At 67.3% G+C, this 21,209-nt stretch carries 18 protein-coding genes; 10 read left to right on the top strand and 8 right to left on the bottom strand.

The window, feature by feature from the left end:
* Positions 1-8 precede the first annotated feature (8 nt).
* A complete protein-coding gene (locus tag HMPREF9006_RS01260; RefSeq protein ID WP_034231889.1) occupies positions 9-839 on the bottom strand; it encodes a TIGR03943 family putative permease subunit in 831 nt (276 codons plus the stop codon).
* Positions 836-1,846, bottom strand: coding sequence for a permease (locus HMPREF9006_RS01255; protein WP_050786684.1), 1,011 nt, complete (start codon positions 1,844-1,846; stop codon positions 836-838). The genes HMPREF9006_RS01260 and HMPREF9006_RS01255 overlap by 4 nt, the downstream gene beginning before the upstream one ends.
* Positions 1,847-2,188: 342 nt before the next feature.
* On the opposite strand from HMPREF9006_RS01255, the gene ileS reads away from it, so the two are divergent.
* A complete protein-coding gene (gene ileS, locus HMPREF9006_RS01250; protein WP_009211711.1) occupies positions 2,189-5,467 on the top strand; it encodes an isoleucine--tRNA ligase in 3,279 nt (1,092 codons plus the stop codon).
* Between the two features lie 118 nt (positions 5,468-5,585).
* On the opposite strand, the gene HMPREF9006_RS01245 is transcribed toward ileS, so the two are convergent.
* From HMPREF9006_RS01245 to HMPREF9006_RS01235, 3 genes are all read right to left on the bottom strand, one after another.
* Positions 5,586-6,131 (bottom strand): hypothetical protein, encoded by a 546-nt coding sequence (locus tag HMPREF9006_RS01245; protein ID WP_009211710.1) that lies wholly within the window; start codon positions 6,129-6,131, stop codon positions 5,586-5,588.
* The gene (locus HMPREF9006_RS01240; RefSeq protein WP_202812219.1) at positions 6,118-6,744 is read right to left on the bottom strand and encodes a hypothetical protein; all 627 of its coding nucleotides are present in this window, start codon (positions 6,742-6,744) and stop codon (positions 6,118-6,120) included. The genes HMPREF9006_RS01245 and HMPREF9006_RS01240 overlap by 14 nt, the downstream gene beginning before the upstream one ends.
* 130 nt (positions 6,745-6,874) lie before the next feature.
* On the bottom strand, positions 6,875-7,351 hold the full coding sequence (locus HMPREF9006_RS01235; protein ID WP_009211708.1) for a hypothetical protein: 477 nt from the start codon (positions 7,349-7,351) through the stop codon (positions 6,875-6,877).
* 139 nt (positions 7,352-7,490) lie between these two features.
* On the opposite strand from HMPREF9006_RS01235, the gene HMPREF9006_RS01230 reads away from it, so the two are divergent.
* From HMPREF9006_RS01230 to HMPREF9006_RS01195, 8 genes are all read left to right on the top strand, one after another.
* On the top strand, positions 7,491-9,158 hold the full coding sequence (locus tag HMPREF9006_RS01230; RefSeq protein ID WP_009211707.1) for a bifunctional folylpolyglutamate synthase/dihydrofolate synthase: 1,668 nt from the start codon (positions 7,491-7,493) through the stop codon (positions 9,156-9,158).
* A 119-nt stretch (positions 9,159-9,277) separates the two neighbouring features.
* Positions 9,278-10,270: a dihydroxyacetone kinase subunit DhaK gene (dhaK, locus tag HMPREF9006_RS01225; protein ID WP_034230817.1), complete on the top strand. Its 993-nt coding sequence runs from the start codon at positions 9,278-9,280 to the stop codon at positions 10,268-10,270.
* 17 nt (positions 10,271-10,287) lie between these two features.
* Positions 10,288-10,938, top strand: a complete 651-nt coding sequence (gene dhaL / locus HMPREF9006_RS01220; protein WP_009211705.1) for a dihydroxyacetone kinase subunit DhaL — start codon at positions 10,288-10,290, stop codon at positions 10,936-10,938.
* Entirely contained in the window at positions 10,935-11,699 is a 765-nt protein-coding gene (gene dhaM / locus HMPREF9006_RS01215) for a dihydroxyacetone kinase phosphoryl donor subunit DhaM (RefSeq protein ID WP_009211704.1), read from the top strand. Before dhaL ends, dhaM begins: the two co-directional genes overlap by 4 nt.
* Positions 11,696-12,166: a nucleoside-diphosphate kinase gene (ndk, locus tag HMPREF9006_RS01210; protein ID WP_009211703.1), complete on the top strand. Its 471-nt coding sequence runs from the start codon at positions 11,696-11,698 to the stop codon at positions 12,164-12,166. Before dhaM ends, ndk begins: the two co-directional genes overlap by 4 nt.
* Before the next feature lie 20 nt (positions 12,167-12,186).
* Positions 12,187-15,771, top strand: a complete 3,585-nt coding sequence (smc, locus tag HMPREF9006_RS01205) for a chromosome segregation protein SMC (RefSeq protein WP_009211702.1) — start codon at positions 12,187-12,189, stop codon at positions 15,769-15,771.
* A gap of 136 nt (positions 15,772-15,907) precedes the next feature.
* Complete coding sequence (locus HMPREF9006_RS01200; RefSeq protein ID WP_009211701.1) at positions 15,908-16,195, top strand: hypothetical protein; 288 nt, start codon at positions 15,908-15,910, stop codon at positions 16,193-16,195.
* Positions 16,192-16,479, top strand: a complete 288-nt coding sequence (locus tag HMPREF9006_RS01195) for a ribbon-helix-helix domain-containing protein (protein ID WP_009211700.1) — start codon at positions 16,192-16,194, stop codon at positions 16,477-16,479. Before HMPREF9006_RS01200 ends, HMPREF9006_RS01195 begins: the two co-directional genes overlap by 4 nt.
* A gap of 83 nt (positions 16,480-16,562) precedes the next feature.
* Here the strand turns inward: HMPREF9006_RS01195 and HMPREF9006_RS01190 are convergent, their stop codons facing one another.
* From HMPREF9006_RS01190 to HMPREF9006_RS01180, 3 genes are all read right to left on the bottom strand, one after another.
* Positions 16,563-17,246: an ABC transporter ATP-binding protein gene (locus tag HMPREF9006_RS01190; RefSeq protein ID WP_009211699.1), complete on the bottom strand. Its 684-nt coding sequence runs from the start codon at positions 17,244-17,246 to the stop codon at positions 16,563-16,565.
* Position 17,247: 1 nt separating this feature from the next.
* Positions 17,248-18,348, bottom strand: a complete 1,101-nt coding sequence (locus tag HMPREF9006_RS01185) for an ABC transporter permease (protein ID WP_009211698.1) — start codon at positions 18,346-18,348, stop codon at positions 17,248-17,250.
* A 241-nt stretch (positions 18,349-18,589) separates the two neighbouring features.
* Entirely contained in the window at positions 18,590-18,805 is a 216-nt protein-coding gene (locus HMPREF9006_RS01180) for a DUF7455 domain-containing protein (RefSeq protein WP_050786683.1), read from the bottom strand.
* Positions 18,806-19,042: 237 nt separating this feature from the next.
* Here HMPREF9006_RS01180 and HMPREF9006_RS01175 point away from each other — a divergent pair, with 237 nt between their 5' ends.
* Positions 19,043-21,163, top strand: coding sequence for a DNA gyrase/topoisomerase IV subunit B (locus tag HMPREF9006_RS01175; protein WP_009211695.1), 2,121 nt, complete (start codon positions 19,043-19,045; stop codon positions 21,161-21,163).
* Positions 21,164-21,209 lie beyond the last annotated feature (46 nt).

The following is a 21,209-nucleotide window of genomic DNA, read 5'->3' as shown; positions in this document are numbered from 1 at the left end:
CTTGGGTGTCATCTCGCCTGAACGACGAACTCGGGATTCGGCGCGTTCGTTTCCTCCACCGAATCCGCCTCGATGACGAGGGCCTTGGAGCCTCGCAGCCGCAGCGTTCCCCTCACGTGTACCCAGCTGTCCGCTGCGGGAGTGGCTCCCTCCCAGCGCACAGCAAAACCAACCGCGTAGGCGTCCGCCGCGCAACACCAGATCGCCATGCGTGCCACCGCGAAGCTCTCCTGAGCGGTGATGCGCGGGATCGACGCCTGGCCGCGGGCCGACTCCTCGCTCATGACGAAGCCAACAAGATCGATCCTCTGACCATCGTGTGCGCGGCCGCGAGAGGACAGCTCCTCAACCTGCGCGGAAAAGTTCTCCGTCGTCAGCGTCAGCGTCTCATCGCTCGAGGCGTCCGCTCCCGCGCTCTGGTCGGCGCCGGAAGCGGGGGTGTCGTCGGAAGGCGAGGGCAGGCCTCCCGCGAGGTCCTCGCCATCCCCGGCTCCCTGCTCCTCGCTGGCGCCGCGAGACGTGAGAGCCGAGGACGCCAGCTCGGAGGGGGACACGCGGAAGGGAAGAACGAGAAGCGCGCTCGCCAGCAGGGTCACGAGCGCACGCGTCAGGGCGCGGCGCGAGGAGGTCTCGCTCGGTTCGCCGCCCGATCCCACCCGCGAGGACAAGGCAAGCGCGCACGCGAGCAGCCCCGCCCCCGAGGCGAGAATCCCCAGGCGCGCCGACGGGGGAACGAAGAACGCGTACCTGCCCGAGAGGGATAACCATGCGAGGACAGCCCCCAAGCACGCCAGGGCAAGCGCCTCGGCGGCGGGAGCGATGCGAGCCAATAGCGTCACGGCAGCACCCCCGCCCACCACGAGACGCCCACCACACACGCGGCGACGGCCGTCACCGTCACGAACAAACGAGCGACGAACGACGAGCGGAACTGCGAGGACAAAAGCGCAACGTTCTTCACGTCCATCATCGGACCGAACACCATGAAACCCATCAACGCTCCCGAGGGAGCGAGCGAGGCCAACGAACGCGCGATCACCGCGTCGGAGGAGGAACACAGGGAGAGAGCGAAACCGGCCGCCATCATGAAGGCCAGCGCGGCCGGAGCAGGCAAGCCCGACAGCAGCGAGGACACCGGCCACGCCACCTGGGCAAGCGTCGAGGCAGCCACCCCGCCCATGAGGTAGGGAAGGATCCGGCCGAAGGAGCGGCCCGTGGCCGCCAGCACGCCGGATGCGGACCGGTCGGGCAGAGCGCACTCCTCCGAGCAGCCGCACTGCTCGCCGTGCCCCTGACCGTCGGGGTCGCGCAGGGCGCGTGGGGGAGCAGCCAGCATCGAGGCGCCGACGATGAGAGCGACGAGGACGCTGAGGGCGATGCGCGCGCCGACCAGCGACCACGAGCCAAAGGCGTACCAGGTGGAGGCGATCACCAGGGGATTGATGGCAGGAGAGGCGAGCATGAGCGTGGTCGCAGCGGAGAGCGGAACGCCCTTGCGCAAAAGCGAGCGGAAGATCGGAACCGCCGAGCAGTCGCACACGGGAAGGGCGAAGGCGAACAGGAGGGCGGTGCCGATAGCTGCCACGGAACGCGTGGGGAACACCCGCGCGATCAGGGCGGGGGAGGCGTACACCTCGATAAGCTCGGCAACCAGGACACCCAGGAGAAGGAAGGGGACGGCCTGAAGAGTCATTCCAACTGCGATGGTCGAAGCCCGCCCCAGCGGCACGCCGACGTCGGAGAACACCGTCTGAAACGCCCACACGGCAACCAGGGCGACGAGCGCGCACGTGCCCACCAGGGCGCCCCAGGGGCGCACCGACCGCGCGGAGTCTGTTCGAGTCACCCAGCCACTGTAGGCCAGAGTGCCACGCCAGCTCCCCTCACACGCCGAGAAGAGAGTGTGGGCACAAGAACCCTCCCGCGGCGGGCGCGTCCTCCCTCCCTTCGCTACACTGAGCTATCGCTACGATCCGGCCCGCGTCAGGGGTATCACCGGGGAGCATCCGGAAGAACGAGGAGAGCGGCGGCCGACCACGGCCTCGCCCCCCTTCAGTAGAACCGGACGGGCGGGCCCGACACAGCCCCAACGAAGCGGCCGCGCCTTCGGGAGCGGCAAGCGGGGTGGTACCGCGGGTGCCGGCGACGCCGGTCCTCGTCCCTGTATAGGCGCGAGACGAGGACACTCATGACGAAGCACGGCTTCTACCCCCGCCACCGGGACGAAGAGGTGGACCCCAGCCCCTCCTTCCCCGCAATGGAGGTCGGCACGCTGGCCTTCTGGGCTAGCAACGACACCTTCCGCAAGTCCATTCAGATGCGTGAGGCCGGAGTGAACGGCAGCAACGAATTCGTGTTCTACGATGGTCCGCCTTTCGCCAACGGCCTGCCCCACTACGGTCACCTCCTGACCGGCTACATCAAGGACGTGGTGGGCCGCTACCAGACCATGAAGGGCCACCGCGTCGAGCGCCGTTTCGGCTGGGACACGCACGGCCTGCCCGCCGAACTCGAGGCCCAACGCCAGCTCGGCATCGAGGACGTCACCGAGATCACCCGCGAGGGCGGCATCGGCATCGAGGCCTTCAACGCGGCCTGCCGCTCCTCCGTCCTGCGCTACACGAAGGAATGGGAAGACTACGTCACCCGTCAGGCCCGCTGGGTGGACTTCGAGCACGACTACAAGACCCTCGACATGTCCTACACGGAGTCCGTGATCTGGGCATTCAAGCAGCTCTACGACAAGGGACTGGCCTACCAGGGCCACCGCGTCCTGCCCTACTGCTGGAACGACCGCACGCCGCTGAGCAACCACGAACTCAAGATGGACGACGAGGTCTACCAGGATCGCACCGACAACACGGTGACCGTCGGCCTGCGTCTTCAAACCAAGCTGCGCGAGGACTCGGCGCGCCCCGAGCTGGCCCTCATCTGGACGACCACGCCCTGGACCCTGCCCTCGAACTCGGCCGTCGCCGTGGGCCCACAGATCGAGTACTCCCTCGTCGAGGTGGCTGCCGCCCACGAGGGTGTCCTCGCGGGCGAGCGCGTCCTCATCGCCACCGACCTGATCTCCTCCTACGCCAAGGAACTCGGCGAGGAACCCACCGTGGTGGCCACCTACAAGGGTTCGGAGCTGGTGGGCATCCACTACCACCCGATCTACGACTACTTCGACACCCCCGAGCGCCGCGCCGAGGGTGGCGCCCCCGGCCCCAACGGCTGGTCGATCATCGCCGCCGACTACGTGACGACGACGGACGGCACCGGCCTCGTCCACCAGGCGCCCGCCTTCGGCGAGGACGACATGTGGACGTGCATGGAGTACGGCATCGGCGTGGTCCTTCCCGTCGACGAGGGCGGCGTGTTCACCTCCGAGGTTCCCGATTACGAGGGCATGCAGATCTTCGACGCGAACCGCTACGTGGTGGCCGACCTGCGCGAGCAGGCCGGACCGATCGCGCGCCGCGACCCAGCGATCCGCGCCGTCCTGGTGCGGGAGAAGTCCTACGTGCACTCCTACCCGCACTGCTGGCGGTGCCGCAAGCCCCTCATGTACAAGGCAGTGTCCTCGTGGTTCGTGCGGGTCACGCAGATCCGCGACCGCATGGTCGAGCTCAACCAGGAGATCACCTGGACCCCCGCGCACACCAAGGACGGCATTTTCGGCAAGTGGCTGGAGGGCGCCCGAGACTGGTCGATCTCGCGTAACCGCTTCTGGGGCGCACCGATCCCCGTGTGGGTTTCGGACGACCCCGCCTACCCGCGCACCGATGTGTACGGCTCGATTGCCGAGTTGGAGGCCGACTTCGGCGTGACGGTCACCGACTTCCACCGTCCCTTCATTGACTCCCTGACGCGCCCGAACCCGGACGACCCGACGGGTAAGTCGACGATGCGCCGCATCACCGACGTGTTCGACTGTTGGTTCGAGTCCGGCTCGATGCCCTTCGCGCAGGTGCACTACCCCTTCGAAAACCAGGAGTGGTTCGAGAACCACTACCCGGGCGACTTCATCGTCGAGTACATCGGCCAGACGCGCGGATGGTTCTACACGCTGCACGTCCTGGCGACTGCGCTCTTCGATCGTCCCGCGTTCCGCTCGTGCGTCTCCCACGGCATTGTCCTGGGCGACGACGGCCTGAAGATGAGCAAGTCGCTGCGCAACTACCCGGACGTGTCCGAGGTGTTCAACAAGTACGGCTCCGACGCGATGCGCTGGTTCCTCATGTCGAGCCCCGTCGTGCGCGGCGGCAACCTGATGGTGAAGGAGGAGTCGATCCGCGACACCGTCCGCCAGGTGCTCCTGCCCGTGTGGAACACGTACTACTTCTTCACGCTGTACGCGGGCGCGTGCAACGGGGGCGAGGGGTACGAGGCTCAGCGCATCGACCTGTCCTCGCCCGAGGCCGTGGCCGCGCTGGCGCAGATGGACCGCTACCTGCTGGCCCACACCCGTACCCTTGCCGAGGATGTGCGCGGCGCGCTGGACGGCTACGACGTGGCCGGCGCGTGCGAGTTGATCCGCGACTACCTGGATGTGCTGACGAACTGGTACGTGCGCACCCAGCGCCAGCGCTTCTGGGACGAGGACGGCGCCGCGTTCGATACGCTGTACACGGCTCTCGTGACCCTCATGGAGCTGGCGGCGCCTCTGCTGCCGCTGCTGAGCGAGGAGATCTGGCGGGGCCTGACGGGAGGGAAGTCCGTGCACCTGACGGACTTCCCGGTCCTGGACGAGGCCGTGGATGCCCCAGAACTCGTCGCCGCGATGGACGAGGTTCGGTCGATCGTGTCGGCCGCCCACGCGCTGCGCAAGACGCACCAGCTGCGCGTGCGCCAGCCGCTGGCCTCCCTGCAGGTCGTCTCCGAGAACGACGCGGCTCTGGAGTCCTTCGCGGACCTGATTGCCTCCGAGGTGAACGTGAAGTCCGTGGTGTTTAGCTCCCCGGAGAACTCGGGACTCGGGGTGCGCACGGAGCTGAGCCTGAACCCGCGCGCCTTCGCTCCCTCGTTCCGCAAGCTGACGAGCCAGCTGTTCAAGGCCCAGAAGTCGGGCGAGTGGGAGATCGCCGAGGACGGCGCATGCCGCTTCCCGGGCGTGCAGCTTGATGGCGCTCCGCTGGAGCTGACGGGCGACATGTTCTCCGTGTCCACCTCGGTGGACGCCGCCGAGGGCCAGGTCGCGGATGTGCTTCCCTCGGGCACCTTCGTCGTGCTCGATACGGAGCTGACCCCCGAGCTCGAGGCCGAGGGCTACGCCCGCGACGTCGTGCGCGCCGTCCAGGACGAGCGCAAGAGCGCTGGCCTGCACATCGCGGACCGCATCGACCTGACGCTGAGGGTTCCGTCCGATCACGTGGCCGACGTTCAGGCCTGGCGTGACATGATCGCCGCGGAGACCCTCGCGCTATCCGTTGCGGTCGAGGCCGGCGACCAGCTCGTCGTGAGCGTCGCCAAACGCTGAGTGAACCGGTGGGCGGGCTCGAGGGAAACTACTCCCGAGCCCGCCCACTGACGCGTCTGACCCGCGAGAGGTCCCTCTTATGGCGGTGGCTCGTCGCTTGCCCGCGTGTGAGGAGACGCTAGAGCGTCAGCGTGTCTGAGAAGCCGTAGTAGCCGGGTTGTTCCGGCAGGACGACGCCGGCGTCATGCAGATGCTGCAGATAGGGTGTGATCGAGGAAAGATACGGGTGCAAGAGGGGATAGGCATCCGGGTACATGTAGGATTCCAGGTAGTCCTCGTCGGGGAATTGTGTGGAAAAGAGAAGCCTGCGCAGTTCGAGGCTGTTTGTTGCTTCGACACTCATCGTGGGATCGGTGGTGCTCGTGTAACGCGTGACTCGCGGCCAGCGGGTTTTTGAGACCTTCCAGCGTTGATCCGATGGCGCTTCGCCGGGGATGACGATGGGCGGAAACCACAGACTGGCCCGTCGTCGGGCACCGAGTTCGGTGATCAGCATGTACGAGGCCATGACGTCGCTACGCGTCTCCATCGTAAAGCGTGCGCTGGGGTGGCGTTCGGACCAACTGAAGCGGTAGCTGCCCGACGTTTCCCACACTGCGAAAAAGTCGGTGTTGTAGCTCGAAAATGAGTATCCGTGGCCGTCCTGAAAGTCAGCTTGGGCCAAGAAAGTACCCGTACAGAGATTCCCAATCAACGTCTCTAACTTCTCCAACATGCTCCGAGACCCCTTCGATAATGCGTTGCGTGATCAGTTCGTCGATGGTCATGGGTACCCAGTTATCCGCCATCGCCCTCTCGAGGACGCGCACTTGCGGCGTCTGCCCGAAGGATCCCATGTCCTCATCGCGCAGGCTTATCTCGATAACGACGTCCTCGGGGAGAGGCGCATGAGTCAAGCGGAACTGGCGGTATAGCTCGTTGAAGTTGGCGGGCGGTCCCGAGCGAAACTCCGACGGGAAAACTGTTCCGTTAATGATCGGGGTCAGGGTGCGTAAACCGACATGGCCGATGTGGTCTAGCCCGTCGATATCGAAGGCCCTGATGAACTCGGACTTGTCAAGGAAGTACCGGTCGCTGTTGGGGATCTCTGCGTGGTTTCGATCCTCTCGCCACGCCGGGTATCCCCACCCGGGTACCGCATAGCGCGACTCTAGCCATGCGTTGGTTGAGCGAATCTCGGGATCTGTGCCACGGGACATCTGCCACGCGCTGGACATGGTCACATCGCCACCGCACAGGTAGCGTTCCCCCAGGCCTTCCTCTGAGTTGGGCAACATATCCCCGGTGCCGGGTGCTCGCGTGAGAAAGTAAGTGCTCTGGGTCGCGATGTGTTCCCGGTCGTTGGAGGCTGGTAGCTCTTGTGGCATTGGACCTCACTGTTCATCGAGGGCGGTCGGGGGAGTATGGTCAACGCGCCGCGTCAATGGCCGCCTTTGCCTGCTTGAGGCTCACGCCGGTGCGATCCTTGTAGGCCTTGACGGCCTCGACCGTGCGGCCCGAGGCCACCAGCGCGAGTTCCTCCTCGGTCAGGTCCGGGCTCACTCGCTTGATCGCCGCGGCCTCGTCAATGAGCTCCTTGGCGTGCAACAGGTCGGCCCCGGTGCGATCCTTGTAGGCCTTGATGGCTGCGATCTTGCGGCCCGAGGCCACCAGTGCACGCTCGGCCTCGGTCAGCTCCGCTACACCCACCCCAACGGGAGGGACGGTGGGGCCAGCCTCGCCGCCCCCGGAAGGAGCGGGTGCTTCCTGCGAGAGCGCGGTGATCCCGGCCTCGCCGTACGCTGCGCGCAGGCGTGCCCCCAGGCTCTCCACCTGGCCCCTCAACTGATGATTCTCGGCGCGCAGCGCCTCAATCTCGGCGGCCTGACCAAACCACTTGCCCATGAGTGTCTCCTTCTTGCGAGGGAAGCCTACCCCTCGCGACACAGTCTAGTGGCTACGTGAATGCCGTGACGGGCAGTACAGGCCGCGCTCCTCGTCACTGCAGATACACTACTGGGGACACTGAGAGAACGGAGGAAACATGGCAGGCGAATCGTTCTTCGGGGAAGACACCACCAACGAGGACCAGCGCGGCGGCATCCCGGCCGACCTGATCCCCTACCTGGAGGCGGCCGACGAGGCCGACGAAACGGAGGCGGGGGAGGGCATCGACCCTCAGGCTGAGGAAAGCGAACGCGAGGCCGCGCTGCGCGCCCTCGTCGAGCACTCGCTGCTGCTGGGTCCCGACCCCTCCGTCCTCGCAGAGATCGAGGGTGAGGTGGACGAGGACTTCGCCGACGCCGCCGAGGCACGCGATGAGCGTGCCTCCCACGAGGCTGCGCTCACGAAGGCTCAGGACGACGTCGCCCTGGACGCGCGCGTGGAGGAGATCTACCGCTCGATCGTGGAACGCGCACCCGAACACGACATCGATCCCACGCTTGAGCGCGTGAGGCTCGCCCTGGATATCCTGGGCGACCCGCAAAACTCCTACCCGTCGGTCCACATCACGGGCACGAACGGCAAGACGTCCACGTCGCGCATGATCGACTCGCTGCTGACCGCTTTCGGCATGAAGACCGGCCGCTTCACGAGCCCGCACCTCCTGGACGTGCGCGAGCGCATCTGCCTGGAGGGTCGCCCGATCACGCGCGAGGGCTTCGTGCGCGCCTGGGAGGACATCGCGCCCTACGTCGACATGGTGGACGAGCGCAGCCAGCGACAGGGAGGCCCCCGACTGTCCTTCTTCGAGGTCTTCACGATCATGGCCTACGCGGCCTTCGCGGACTACCCGGTCGATGCCGCCGTCGTCGAGGTCGGAATGGGCGGGCGATGGGACTCCACCAACGTCATCGACGCCGGCGTCGCCGTGATCACCCCCATCGCCCTGGACCACACCAGGTGGCTCGGATCCACGATTCGCGACATCGCGCGGGAGAAGGCCGGCATCATCAAACCCGGCCAGGTCGTCGTCATCATGGCTCAGGAGGAGGAAGTCCTCGACATTCTCCTCGAGCGGGCCCGGTCCGTGGACGCCATCGCGCGCGTGGAGGGCAGGGACTTCGAGGTCGTGGAGCGCCAGATGGGCGTCGGCGGCCAGATGGTCACCATTCGCACCCCCTCCGCCCTCTACGAGGATGTCTTCGTGCCCCTCTTCGGCCAGTACCAGGCGCACAACGCGGCGGCCGCCCTGGTCGCCGTCGAATCCTTCATGGGGGGACGGGGCTTGGATGGCCGCATCGTCGAGCAGGGCCTCATGAACGCCTCCAGCCCAGGACGCATGCAGGTCGTGCGCCACTCGCCCACGATCATCGTGGACGCCGCCCACAACCCCGCGGGTGCGGCGACGCTGCGCGAGGCCATCGAATCCTCCTTCGCCCTCGGCCGGATCGCCGGCGTCTACTCGGCGATGGGGGACAAGGACGTCGAGGGGGTCCTGTCCGAGGTCGAGCCCTTCCTCGATCACCTGGTCGTCACGCAGATGAGCGGCGAGCGTGCGGCCGATGTCGCGCGCCTGGCCGAGATCGCCTCCGAGGTCTTCGGCCCCGACCGGGTAGATGTGCGCGACTCGCTCGCCGACGCGGTCGATCGTGCAGCGCAGATTGCCGAGGCCGGGGCGGAGCCCGCGGATCGCAGCGGCGTGCTCGTGTTTGGCTCGGTCGTGCTGGCAGGGCAGATGCTGGCCCTGGCCGGACAATCCCCGCGCTAGGATGTCCCCCAACCGTGGCGGCTGCATCGTGGCGGCCGCCACGGTTGGGATTTCGTGCTCAAAGGTGGCACGATTGATCACGTAGACAAGTACAGATGAGCAATGTGCAAGGAGGCATCATGAAGAAGCTCGTCAACGATGTTCACGCCGTCGTGCGCGAAACCCTCGAAGGGTTCGCCCTGGCCCACCACGACCTCGTCGACGTCCACCTCGACCCCGATTTCGTCACCCGCCGCGTCCCCAAGGCCGAAGGCACAGTCGGCCTCGTCTCGGGCGGAGGATCCGGCCACGAACCCCTACACGCAGGCTTCGTCGGCCTCGGGATGCTCGACGCGGCGGTCCCGGGAGCCGTGTTCACCTCGCCCACCCCCGACCCGATCCTGGAGGCCACGAAGGCCGCAGACCACGGGGCCGGCGTCCTGCACATCGTCAAGAACTACACCGGCGATGTCCTCAACTTCGAGACGGCGGCCGAGCTGGCCGACATGGAGGACATCACGGTCGCCACCGTCGTCGTCAACGATGACGTGGCCGTCGAAGACTCCCTCTACACGGCGGGTCGACGCGGCGTGGCCGGAACGATCTTCGTGGAGAAGATCGCCGGAGCGGCAGCCGAACGAGGAGACACCCTGGAGGAGGTGACGCGCATCGCGACCAAGGTCAACGAACAGACCCGCTCCATGGGCCTGGCCCTGGGCCCGTGCACCGTACCCCACGCGGGCAAGCCCTCCTTCGAACTGGGCGAGGACGAGATCGAGCTGGGCATCGGCATCCACGGCGAACCCGGCTACCGCCGCGGAACCATGGAGAGCGCCGACACCCTCATCGCCGAACTATACGAGCGCGTGCGCGACGACCTTGCCCTGACAAGCGGCGAGCGCGTCGTTGCCCTGGTCAACGGAATGGGCGGCACCCCCGCGTCCGAGCTCTACATCTGCTTCCGCGCCCTGGCGGCCCTCCTGGCCAAGGACGGCATCAACATCGCACGCCAGATGGTCGGCAACTACGTGACCAGCCTCGAGATGCCCGGCGTGTCCGTCACCCTCATGCGCGCCGACGACGAGCTGCTCGAGCTCTTCGACGCGCCCGTCAACACGGTCGCCTGGAAATGAGCGAAGGACGGACAGCAATGACGACGCGCGTTGACGCCGCGTGGGCGCGGCGGTGGATCACACTGGCGGCCGCGGACGTGGCCTCCCACAGGGACTACCTCATCGACCTGGACCGTGCCATCGGGGACGGAGACCACGGGGAAAACATGGACCGCGGCTTCTCCGCCGCGCTCGCAGCCCTGGAGAGCGCGGAGGGCGCGAGCATCGCCGACGTGCTCAAGACGGTCGCAAAGACCCTCATGTCGACGGTGGGGGGCGCCGCCGGACCCCTGTACGGCACCGCCTTCCTGCGTGCCTCCAAGGCCGCGGCCGGCGGTGAGGAGCTGGACGGCGCGGGCGTCGCCGCCGTCATCGCGGGCGCCCTCGAGGGCATCCAGGCGCGAGGCAAGGCCACGACGGGAGAGAAGACGATGGTGGACGCGTGGAGCCCCGCGTGCGAGGCTGCCCGGGCGGCCGCAGCCGCGGGGGGCGACGCCTCCGCGGTCCTCGAGGCGGCGGCGACGGCCGCCGAAGCCGGGGCGCGGGCCACCGAACCCCTGCGCGCCACGAAGGGACGCGCCTCCTACCTGGGCGAGCGCTCCATCGGACACCTCGACCCAGGTGCCGTCTCCACCTCCCTCATCCTGCGGGCAGCCGCCCGCGCGGCCGCAGGGCAGGAGAGCGCATGAGCGCCCGCGTGGCCTTCGTCATCGTCTCCCACTCAGCCTCCCTCGCCGCCGGCGTCGCCGAGCTGGCCGCTCAGATGGCCCCCGACGTGCACTTCGAGGCCGCCGGGGGAACGGAGGACGGCCGCATCGGCACCTCCTACGACCGGGTCGAGGCGGCCCTCGAGGCGGCCCTGGAGGCGGCCACGGGGGAGGGTGGCGGCGTCATCGTCCTGACCGACCTCGGATCGGCCACGATGACCGTCGAATCCGTCATCGACATGAGCGACGACGCTGAGCGCATCCGCTTCGTCGACACAGCCCTCGTCGAGGGGGCGGTCGCCTCGGCTGTGCGCGCCCAGCTCGGCGACGACCTCGACCAGGTGGCGGCCGTTGCCGCCTCGCTCGCCCCGCGCATGGAGGATATCGACGCCCCGGGCGCGCCCGAGGCCGCCGGTGCGCCGCGCGCGGGGGAGGAGACCCCGTCCGCGTCGGCGTCGTCGGAGCTGCGTGCGCGCGGCGAGGCCGTCGTGGCCGATCCGGTGGGATTGCACGCGCGACCGGCTGCGGCCTTCGTGCGCCTGGCCGCCTCCTTCGACGCCGACATCACCGTCAACGGGGCCGACGGGGGATCGGTGCTGGAACTCATGGCGCTCGGCGTCACCCAAGGCCAACGCGTCCTCATCGAGGCCACTGGGGCCGATGCCACACGGGCCGTGGCGGCCTTGACAGATATGCTTGAGAGGACCGACAACCACACGTGTGAACTGAAGGAGACAACGTGACCGCCAAGAGTGTTCTGCTGGAGCCGCAGCACCTGCTTGACCCGACCCTGGAGCACACCCTCATCGTCGTCAAGCCCGACGGTTACGAGCGCGGCCTCACCGGTGAGATCCTGCGGCGCATCGAGGCCAAGGGGTACACGATCAAGGGGCTGAAGTTGATGGTCGCCTCGCGTGACCTGCTGGCCGAGCACTACGCCGACCACAAGGACAAGCCTTTCTTCGCCGGTCTCCTGGAGTTCATGAGCTCCGGCCCGGTCGTCGCCATCATCGTGGAGGGACAGCGTGTCGTCGAGGGCATGCGCGTCCTCATGGGATCGACCGACCCGACGACGGCGCCCGCGGGCACGATCCGCGGAGACCTGGGCCGCGCGTGGAACAGCCCCCACATGGAGAACCTGATCCACGGTTCGGACTCGGTGGAGAACGCAAAGCGCGAAATCTCCCTGTGGTTCCCGGAGATTTACTGAGCCGCCGGTAACCTGCAAGGGTGTACCTCAAGAACCTGACGCTGCGGGGATTCAAGTCCTTCGCCAGCGCGACGACGCTCGCCCTCCAGCCGGGCATCACGTGCGTCGTGGGCCCCAACGGGTCGGGTAAGTCGAATGTCGTTGATGCCCTCGCCTGGGTCATGGGCGAGCAGGGCGCCCGCGCGTTGCGCGGCGGCCAGATGGCGGACGTCATCTTTGCGGGGACATCCGGGCGCGCGGCGCTGGGGCGCGCCCAGGTGGACCTGACGATCGACAACACCGACGGGCTGCTCGACATTGAGTACTCGGAGGTCACGATCAGCCGCACCCTGTTCCGCGGCGGCGGGTCGGAGTATTCCATCAACGGCACGCCCGTGCGCCTCCTGGACGTCCAGGAGCTGCTCTCCGACACGGGCATGGGCCGCCAGATGCACGTCATCGTCGGCCAGGGGCAGCTCGACGCGATTCTGTCCTCGACTCCCGAGGAGCGGCGCGGCTTCATCGAGGAGGCCGCCGGGGTCCTCAAGCACAGGCGCCGCAAGGAGCGGGCGCTGAAGAAGCTGGCGGACATGGACGCGAATCTCGTGCGCGTCCTGGACCTGACCAACGAGATCCACCGCCAGCTCGGCCCTCTGGCCCGCGCCGCTCGCCTGGCCAGGAGGGCCTCCCTCATTCAGGCGCGCGTGCGCGACGCGAAGGCCCGGCTGCTGGCGGATGACCTGGCGTCGGCGCGTGCGAAGCTGGCGGCGCTCCAGGCCTCGGACGAAGAGACGACGGCGCTGCGGGCGTCCCTTGAGGAACGAATCGCGGCTTCCCGCGCGGAGCTGGCGTGCCTGGAGGATGCCGAGAGGGCGGCCTCGCCGGCCCTAGAGCGCGCGTCCACCCACTGGCAGGAGCTCACGACGCTGACGGAACGCCTGCGCGGCACGCTTATGGCCGCCTCCCAGAAGGTGGCCATGAAAGCAACCGCGGAGCCCGCGCCGAGCGGCGAGGAACCCGAGGCGTTGGAGGAGCGGGCCCGACGGGCGGGGCGCGAGGACGCCGAGCTGGCCGGGCAGGTCGAGGCCGCCCGCAGCGCGCTCGCCGAGGCCACCCGCGCCCGCGAGGAGGCCGAGGACGCGGACGAGAGCGCGTCGCGTGAACTGGCGCGAGTCAACCGGGTGATCGCCGACCATCGCGAGAAGGTTGCGCGGCTCACGGGGGATGCCTCGACCGCGTCGTCGCGCCTGGAGGCGGCGCTCGCCGAGGCCGAGCGAGCGTGGGGCGCCTGCCGGGCCGCCGACGAGCGGGCGGAGAAGGCGGCCTCGGATCTTCCCGCTCCCGCTCCCGCGGACAATCCCGCGTCCGCGACCGGTCCTGCGGCTCCCGGCGAGGAAGGTGGGGGAGCCGCCGACGCTCACGCCCGCGCGGTGGCGGCGCGAGACGCAGCGCGCGCCCGCGTGGACGAGCTGCTGGGCGTCGAACGCGAGGCCCGGGCGGAGCGCGCCCGCTGGGAGGCACGCAGGGATGCGCTCGCCCAGCTGCTCACCCCCGAGGACGGCACCGCCGAGCTCCTCGGACGCGCCGGAGTGCTCGGCCAGGTCGCGCCCCTCCTGCGGGTGAGGGCCGGATACGAGGACGCGGTTGCCGCCGCCCTCGCTCCCTTCGCAGACGCCGCCGTCGTCGACTCCCTGGACCGGGGGATGGGCGAGCTGGAGCAGGCGCGCGCCGCGGGGCGTTCCCTCAGGCTCGTCGTCGCTGCGCAGGAGGGGCAGCGGCGAGGCGATGCACCCGCACCGAGCGGAGCGGACCCTTCCCGCCTTCCCGACCTGCCGGAGGGCGCCGTGTGGCTTGCCTCGGTGGCCTCGTGCGAGGGCGCGGCCGCCCAGCTCGCGTGCCTCCTCGACGGGGTCGTCTCCTGCGATAGGGAGCAGGCGGAGTGCGTGCTCGCCCTGCCGGGCGTGCGCGCGGTCGTCACGAGAGACGGGGATGTGCTGCGTCCCTGGTCGATAGAGGGAGGCCGCCAGGCCTCGTCCGTGCTGTCAGTGCGCGCCGACTACGAGGAGGCCGATCGCCAGGCTGGGCAGGCCGGGCGGCGTATGGCGGAGGTGTCCGCGCGCCTCGATGAGGCCAACGCCGACCTGGATCAGCGCATCAGGGAGGCGAACGACGCCCTGAAGGCCCTGCGCGAGGAGGACGCGCAGCGGGCCAAGGAGGCCGAGGTACTGGCCCGCGCGCAGTCGGCGGCGCAGGCGGCGCGCGCCGAGGCTGAGCGCGCTCGAGACTCCGCGCGCCGGGCCGACGAGCAGGTCGAGTGGGCGCGCGAACGGGAGGTGGCCGCGCGAGCACGCCTCGAGGGCGCCGACACGGCGGGTCCCCCCGAATCCCTGGAGGACGCGCAGGCGGGCGCGCAGGGCGCCTCGCGCGCGGCGCGCGAGGCGCGGGAGGCGGAGAACGAGGCGCGCCTTGCCTTGCGTGCGCTCGAGGAACAGTCCAGGCGTGCGTCCTCGCGCGCCCGGTCCCTGCGCCAGGCGGCGGCAGCCGAGCGGGAGGAACGCTCCCGCTATGCGGCGCGCGAGGCGGCGCGCAAGGCGGAGCTGGCCACGGCCTCGGATGTGGAGGCGGCGGCGCGCGTGGCCTTGGAGGCGGCGGAGCGGGCGCTTGAGCGGGCGGCGTCCGAGCGCGACCGTCTGAGCGAGCGACGCGTGGAGGTCTCCCAGGAGGTGTCGGATGCACGCCGGGCGATTGACGCGATGGGCGCGGAGCTGGCCGAGGCGGCCAGTGCTGCCCACCGGGAGCAGCTCGCCGTGGAGCAGACGCGATTGCGCGTGGAGGACGTGCAGAGGCGCGCCCTGGAGGAGCTGTCGCTGGAACCGGACCAGCTCCTGGAGGAGTTTGGGCCGCAGGTGATGGTGCCGGTGCTTCCCCTGGATCCCGACAAGGTGGAGGAGGCGGTGGGGGCCGAGCCGAGCGCGTACGTGCGCGCGGAACAGGAGCGGGCGCTTGCCAAGGCGCAGCGGGAGCTGGAGAAGCTGGGACGCGTGAACCCGCTGGCGCTTGAGGAGCACGAGGCGCTGGCCGCGCGGCACAAGTTCCTGGTGGACCAGGTCCAGGACCTGAAGAAGTCGAAGGCGGACCTGCTGCGCATCGTGGCGGACGTGGACCGCCTGGTGCAGGAGTCCTTCGCGTCGGCCTTTGCCTCGACGCGCGAGCAATTCGAGCACGTGTTCGGTGTGCTCTTCCCCGGCGGTCACGGCGACCTGGTGCTCACCGAGCCGGACGACATGCTCTCCACCGGCATCGAGATCGAGGCGCGGCCGGCCGGCAAGAAGGTCAAGCGTCTCTCGCTCCTGTCGGGCGGGGAGCGCTCCCTGGCGGCCATTGCCTTCTTGGTGGCGATCTTCAAGGCGCGCCCCTCCCCGTTCTACGTGATGGACGAGGTTGAGGCAGCCCTGGACGACGTGAACCTGACGCGCCTGCTCGCCATCTTCAAGGAGCTGCAGCAGACCTCCCAGCTGATCGTGATTACGCACCAGAAACGCACGATGGAGATCGCCGACGCCCTCTACGGCGTCACGATGCGCGACGGCGTCACGACGGTGGTGTCCCAGCGCTTGGCGGACTAGGGGAGAAGCCCTTTCGGGTCGGCGGTCGCCTCCCTGGCTTCGTTCGACCTTCGATTGCATTGACCAGCGGCCCCGTGAGGGCAGTGTTAGAATTTTGTTAACGAAATTGGCAGCATGATCGCGGGGAGGTGAGGCGATGATGGAAGTGCCGGTTGTTGTGCATCCACGTGTGAGCGCGCGTCATCCTGAGATCGAGGAGGAAGATGCGATTCATGCCTGGGTGTATGCAGTCGAGTGTGCCGAACGCGTGGACTCTCCGTACTGGCCCGCATACGCTGCGCTGGGATACGACAGGAACGGGAGGCTGCTCGAACTCCTTGCCGCGCTCCAGGAAGACGGCAGCATTCTCATCTATCACGCGATGACTCCGCCTTCAAAGAAAATGATGACAGAGATATTTGGACTTGAGAGGAGAGGGCAATGAGCAAGAAAACAGAGGGAACCTACCGTCTCGCGGGAGGAATGACGGTCACTGATGCTGATCTTGAAGCAGATGCGCAGCGCTTCGAAGCAGGCGAGTGTGACGGAGCGTGGAAGGTTCTCCCGGGGCGTCCGCCGCTGTTTGGCGAGGATACAATGCCGGTCGGCACACGCCTTCCTGAATCCTTAGTCCGCGAGCTTGACGAGGTGGCAGGGGAACTCGGACAAACTCGCAGTGAGCTTGTGCGTCGTTTCATTTCTGACGGCCTGCTGGCGCTGAAGGCATAAAGCAGTGCGGATCTCCTGAAAGCAGAGCCCAGGAGATCCGCACCGTCACCGCCGCTGCTATGTGCGTGGAGCACCCGACGCGCTCAGGCCGCGAGCCTTGTCAGCGTGCCGTGCTTGAGTTCGTAGATCGTGTCCACGTAGGGCAGGATCGAGCGATCGTGGGTCACCATGATGGTGCACTTGTGGGTGGACTTGACTTCCTTGCTGATCAGCTGCGCGATCTCCTGGCCGCGATCCGGGTCCAGGCTCGCCGTCGGCTCATCGGCCAAAATTAGCTGCGGGTTGCCTATGAAGGCGCGCGCGATGGCCGCGCGCTGCTTCTGCCCGCCCGACATCTGGCGCGGGTACTTGCGATACGACTCCTCGATACCCAGGTTTGTCATGAGGGAAAGTACCTCCGCGTGGCGCTTATGCTTGTCCTTCTCGCCCTTGAGCTTGGCAACCAGTTCAAGTTGGTCGCCGATCCTCATGTAAGGCAGCAGCTGGTGATCCTGGAAGATGAAGCCAAGGAGTTCCAAACGCTTACGCGTCCACTGCCTCTGGCTCAGCTTAGTCAGATCCTGTCCGGCGATGCTGATGCTCCCCTCGTCGGCCGACAGAAGCAGTCCCGCGATGGATAGCAGGGTGGACTTACCGGAACCGGAGGGCCCCAGGATCGCCACGAATTCGCCGTTGTTGACGCGTAGGTTCAGCCCGCTGAGCACGTGGTGGATTTCGTCGCCGTCGGCGTAGGACTTTCCGATGTTGTCCAGTTCGATGATCGCCATTTTATTCTCCGTTTCCGCCGATGACGTCGATGGGGTCCACCTTCTTGATCTTGAGTAGCGACAGCGCGCCGCACAGGATCGAGGTCACGACGAAACTCACCGCGACTATCACGGTGTCCGAGAGCGTCATGATGGACGGGACGGTACTTGGCAAGAATGGGGCCGCGAGAGCCGCCAGGCCCAGCCCGATCGTCATGCCGATCAACGAAATGATCGTCAGCTGAGAGATCTGGATGTAGGTGATGGTCCGCATCCGCATGCCGATCGCCTTCAACACGCCGAACTGCCGTAGCTTCTGAAGAGTCAGGATGTAGAAGAACACGCCGAGGATGGACGACGAGGCCACGAGAAGCACCCAGGTGATCATCTTCAAGGTCAGGTTCTGAGCCTTGTATCCGGGAATCTTGTCGATAACCTGCTCGCGACCGGCCGCCATCAGGTCGCTGGACAGATCGTCGGCCGTTACCTCCTTCGCGGTGACGATCGTCTGAGCCTGCCACTGGTAGTTAGGGTCGGTCTTCGTGCGCATCGCCGCATAGGTCTGCGAGGACACGAAGCCGATGTCGCTGTAGCCATAGTTGCCGTTCTTCGCGAAAGCAACGACGGTCAGCGCCTGCTCGGACATCTTGTCGATCACCTGGTCGCCCACGCGGATCCCCTCGTCCTCAAACGCGCGATCCAGGATGACCTCGTTCTCCTTGAGCTCGGACGCGCTCACGTCGGAGTCGATGACCGCGGGCTCGAGAGTGCCGTCCTCGTTATGGTCTGTCGCGAAGTAGGTGATGTCCAGGGTGTTGGAGTCATCGCTGCGGGTGATGGCGGCTCGCTGGATGACTAGGCCTGCGTAGTCCGACAAGCCGCGAGCTTCCAGCTCCTCGATGTCCTCTTCCGTCACGGACGAATAGGGGATGACGCCCTCGGAGTCCGTCGACAAGATGTACGTCGCGGCCCCGTAGTTCTGGATCTGCGCGGATACGGAGGATGCGAGGCCGTTGGTAAGGCCGGAGAGGAACACGACCATGAACATGAGCGTGGCGATCAGAAACTCAATGAGAATGAACTTCTTTGGTTGGCATTTAATTTCGTTCCACGCTATTTTCATGTGTGAGCTCCATTAGGGGGCGCAGGGTATCGGTCCACCACTGTATGTGCCCGACAGTGATACGCAACTGTATCACGGCAGTTTTGACAGGTGCGCGATGTCGTCTCATGAAATCGCCGAGGAAGTGCGTATTTGTGACAGGACGCATGCTGACACAGAGAGGAAAGGTGCGGGCGGGGACCCGTTGGTCCCCGCCCGCACCTCGTCGCCGACCCCGCCCGCACGGGGGCGGGGCCGCGGTTCAGTCGGTCATGAATTGGCGCTCGTCCAGGATCTGGGCGCCGGAGCCCACCAGGGAGGGCAGGTGCTCGTTGGCGTGGTGGCCGCAGAAGAACAGCTGACCCCCCGAGGGCATGGTCGCGCGAACCCACGCGCGCGCGCCGCACACGTCGCAGCGATTCCCCGCGTTCAGCTGAGGCCCGTCCAATGCGGGGCGTTCAAGAGTCCATGCGTTCATGTTTCCATCACACACCATGACAGTGCGCCCGCGCACCCCTGTTCACCGGCGGCGCAATCTGGCCACCGCCCGCCCAACGTTCGCGGTGGGGGAGACTCGGAACGCCGCCGCGAGTGTCCACGTGCCCCCGAAACAGCGCCCATCAGCGCAAAGCGACCGATGCCTCGCCAAGCGTGGAAAGCGTCCCAGAAGCCGCGCCACGCCCGCAGAGGGCCACAAACGAGGACACGGGCACCTATGATGCACCACGTGACTCCTACCGACGCATCCGACTACAACGCGCGACACCTCTCGGTCCTCGAGGGGCTTGAGGCCGTGCGCAAGCGCCCCGGCATGTACATCGGCTCCACCGACCACCGGGGCCTCATGCACTGCCTGTGGGAGATCATCGACAACGCCGTCGACGAGGCCCTTGAGGGGTACTGCGACACCATCGACGTGCGCCTGCACCCCGACCACTCCGCCTCCGTCGCAGACAACGGGCGCGGCATTCCCGTCGACATCGTCCCCGGCCAGGGTCTGACCGGCGTCGAGGTCGTCTACACCAAGCTCCATGCGGGCGGCAAGTTCGGCGGCGGCTCCTACGCGGCCTCCGGAGGCCTCCACGGCGTCGGCGCCTCGGTCGTCAACGCCCTCTCCGCCCGCCTCGACGTCCAGGTCGACCGCGGCGGGAAGACCCACGAAATGTGCTTCCGCCGCGGCGAACCCGGCGAGTTCGACGACTCCAAGCAGCGCACCCCCAACTCGCCCTTCAGGCCCTTCGTGGACGGTTCGACCCTCAAGACGGTGGGTAAGGTGAAGAAGTCGCAGACCGGCACGCGCGTGCGCTTCTGGGCAGACTTCCAGATCTTCCCCGCCACCGAGGGCTTCTCCTGGGAAAACCTTCTGGCGCGCGCCCGCCAGACCGCGTTCCTCGTCCCCGGCCTGACCATCAACTGCTACGACGAGCGCGGCGACGAGGAAATCACCGAGAGCTTCCGCTTCGACGGAGGAGTCGTCGACTTTGCCAACTGGCTCGCCAACGACGGCGCCGTCACCGACACCTGGCACATCACCGGGTCCGGCACCTACTCCGAAACCGTTCAGGTCCTTGACCCCGAGAGCGGGCACCTGCGCGCCACCGAGGTCGAGCGCACCTGCGACGTCGACGTTGCCCTGCGGTGGGGCATCGGATACGACACGAACCTGCGCTCCTTCGTCAACATCATCGCCACCCCCAAGGGCGGCACCCACGTCGCGGGCTTCGAGCAGGCCGTCCTGAAAACCCTGCGCGCCGCCATCGATAAGAATGCCCGCAAACTCAAGGTCGGAGCCAAGGACGGGCGCCCCGAGAAGGACGACGTGCAGGCCGGAATGACGGCCGTCGTCACCGTGCGCTTCCCCGAACCGCAGTTCGAAGGCCAAACCAAGGAGACACTGGGGACGCCGCAGATCCGCACCGTCGTCAACCGCGTCGTCACCGACTGGCTGAAAGCAAAGTTCGCCTCCTCCAAGCGCGACGACAAGCAGCAGACCTCCCTGCTCATGGAGAAGGTCGTCGGCGAGATGAAGGCCCGCGTCTCCGCGCGCATCCACAAGGAGATCTCCCGCAAGAAGAACGCCCTGGAAACCTCCTCCCTGCCCGCCAAGCTCGCCGACTGTCGCCTCGAAGACGTCGCCGAAACCGAGCTCTTCATCGTCGAGGGCGACTCCGCCCTGGGCACGGCCAAGGCCGCGCGCAACTCCCACTACCAGGCGCTCTTCCCGATCCGCGGCAAGATCCTCAACGTTCAGAAGGCATCCACCGCAGACATGCTGGCCAACGCCGAATGCGCCAACATCATCCAGGTCATCGGCGCCGGGTCGGGCCGCACCTTCGACCTGTCCCAGGCCAGGTACGGCAAGGTCATCCTCATGACGGACGCCGACGTGGACGGCGCCCACATCCGCACCCTCCTGCTCACCCTCTTCTTCCGCTACATGCGCCCCATGGTCGAGGCCGGGCGTATCTACGCCGCCGTCCCGCCCCTGCACCGCATCGAGGTGGCGGGCAAGGGCCGCAAGAAACGCGAGTACGTCTACACCTACTCCGAGGACGAGCTGCACCGCAAGCTCGCCTCCCTGCGCCGCTCGGGCCGCACCTGGAAGGAACCCATCCAGCGCTACAAGGGCCTGGGAGAAATGGATGCCGACCAGCTGGCCGAGACGACGATGGACCGTGCCCACCGCTCCCTGCGTCGCATCACCCTGGCCGACGAGGAGGCCCTGCGCCAGGCCGAGGACGTGTTCGAGCTCCTCATGGGATCCACCGTCGGCCCGCGCCGAGAGTTCATCGTCGAGGAATCTGCGGGCCTGGACCGCATGCGCATCGACGCCTAGAAAACCGGCGAGAAATCCCGGGCGCACACGCGTGTGCGCCGCCGGT

It is taken from the genome of Actinomyces sp. oral taxon 180 str. F0310, assembly GCF_000185285.1.
GTDB lineage: Bacteria > Actinomycetota > Actinomycetes > Actinomycetales > Actinomycetaceae > Pauljensenia.
Note: the sequence above shows the minus strand (reverse complement) of the source record. Positions and strands in the feature narration are given on the sequence as shown.

What these genes read in the sequence shown, in the direction of transcription:
- HMPREF9006_RS01200 (WP_009211701.1), top strand. Translation starts at nt 15,908, where the DNA reads ATGATGGAAGTGCCGGTTGTTGTGCATCCACGTGTGAGCGCGCGTCAT.
- HMPREF9006_RS01180 (WP_050786683.1), bottom strand. Translation starts at nt 18,805, where the DNA reads ATGAACGCATGGACTCTTGAACGCCCCGCATTGGACGGGCCTCAGCTG.
- ileS (WP_009211711.1), top strand. Translation starts at nt 2,189, where the DNA reads ATGACGAAGCACGGCTTCTACCCCCGCCACCGGGACGAAGAGGTGGAC.
- dhaL (WP_009211705.1), top strand. Translation starts at nt 10,288, where the DNA reads ATGACGACGCGCGTTGACGCCGCGTGGGCGCGGCGGTGGATCACACTG.
- HMPREF9006_RS01240 (WP_202812219.1), bottom strand. Translation starts at nt 6,744, where the DNA reads ATGTTGCCCAACTCAGAGGAAGGCCTGGGGGAACGCTACCTGTGCGGT.
- dhaK (WP_034230817.1), top strand. Translation starts at nt 9,278, where the DNA reads ATGAAGAAGCTCGTCAACGATGTTCACGCCGTCGTGCGCGAAACCCTC.
- HMPREF9006_RS01235 (WP_009211708.1), bottom strand. Translation starts at nt 7,351, where the DNA reads ATGGGCAAGTGGTTTGGTCAGGCCGCCGAGATTGAGGCGCTGCGCGCC.
- HMPREF9006_RS01230 (WP_009211707.1), top strand. Translation starts at nt 7,491, where the DNA reads ATGGCAGGCGAATCGTTCTTCGGGGAAGACACCACCAACGAGGACCAG.
- HMPREF9006_RS01185 (WP_009211698.1), bottom strand. Translation starts at nt 18,348, where the DNA reads ATGAAAATAGCGTGGAACGAAATTAAATGCCAACCAAAGAAGTTCATT.
- HMPREF9006_RS01195 (WP_009211700.1), top strand. Translation starts at nt 16,192, where the DNA reads ATGAGCAAGAAAACAGAGGGAACCTACCGTCTCGCGGGAGGAATGACG.
- HMPREF9006_RS01190 (WP_009211699.1), bottom strand. Translation starts at nt 17,246, where the DNA reads ATGGCGATCATCGAACTGGACAACATCGGAAAGTCCTACGCCGACGGC.
- dhaM (WP_009211704.1), top strand. Translation starts at nt 10,935, where the DNA reads ATGAGCGCCCGCGTGGCCTTCGTCATCGTCTCCCACTCAGCCTCCCTC.
- HMPREF9006_RS01175 (WP_009211695.1), top strand. Translation starts at nt 19,043, where the DNA reads ATGATGCACCACGTGACTCCTACCGACGCATCCGACTACAACGCGCGA.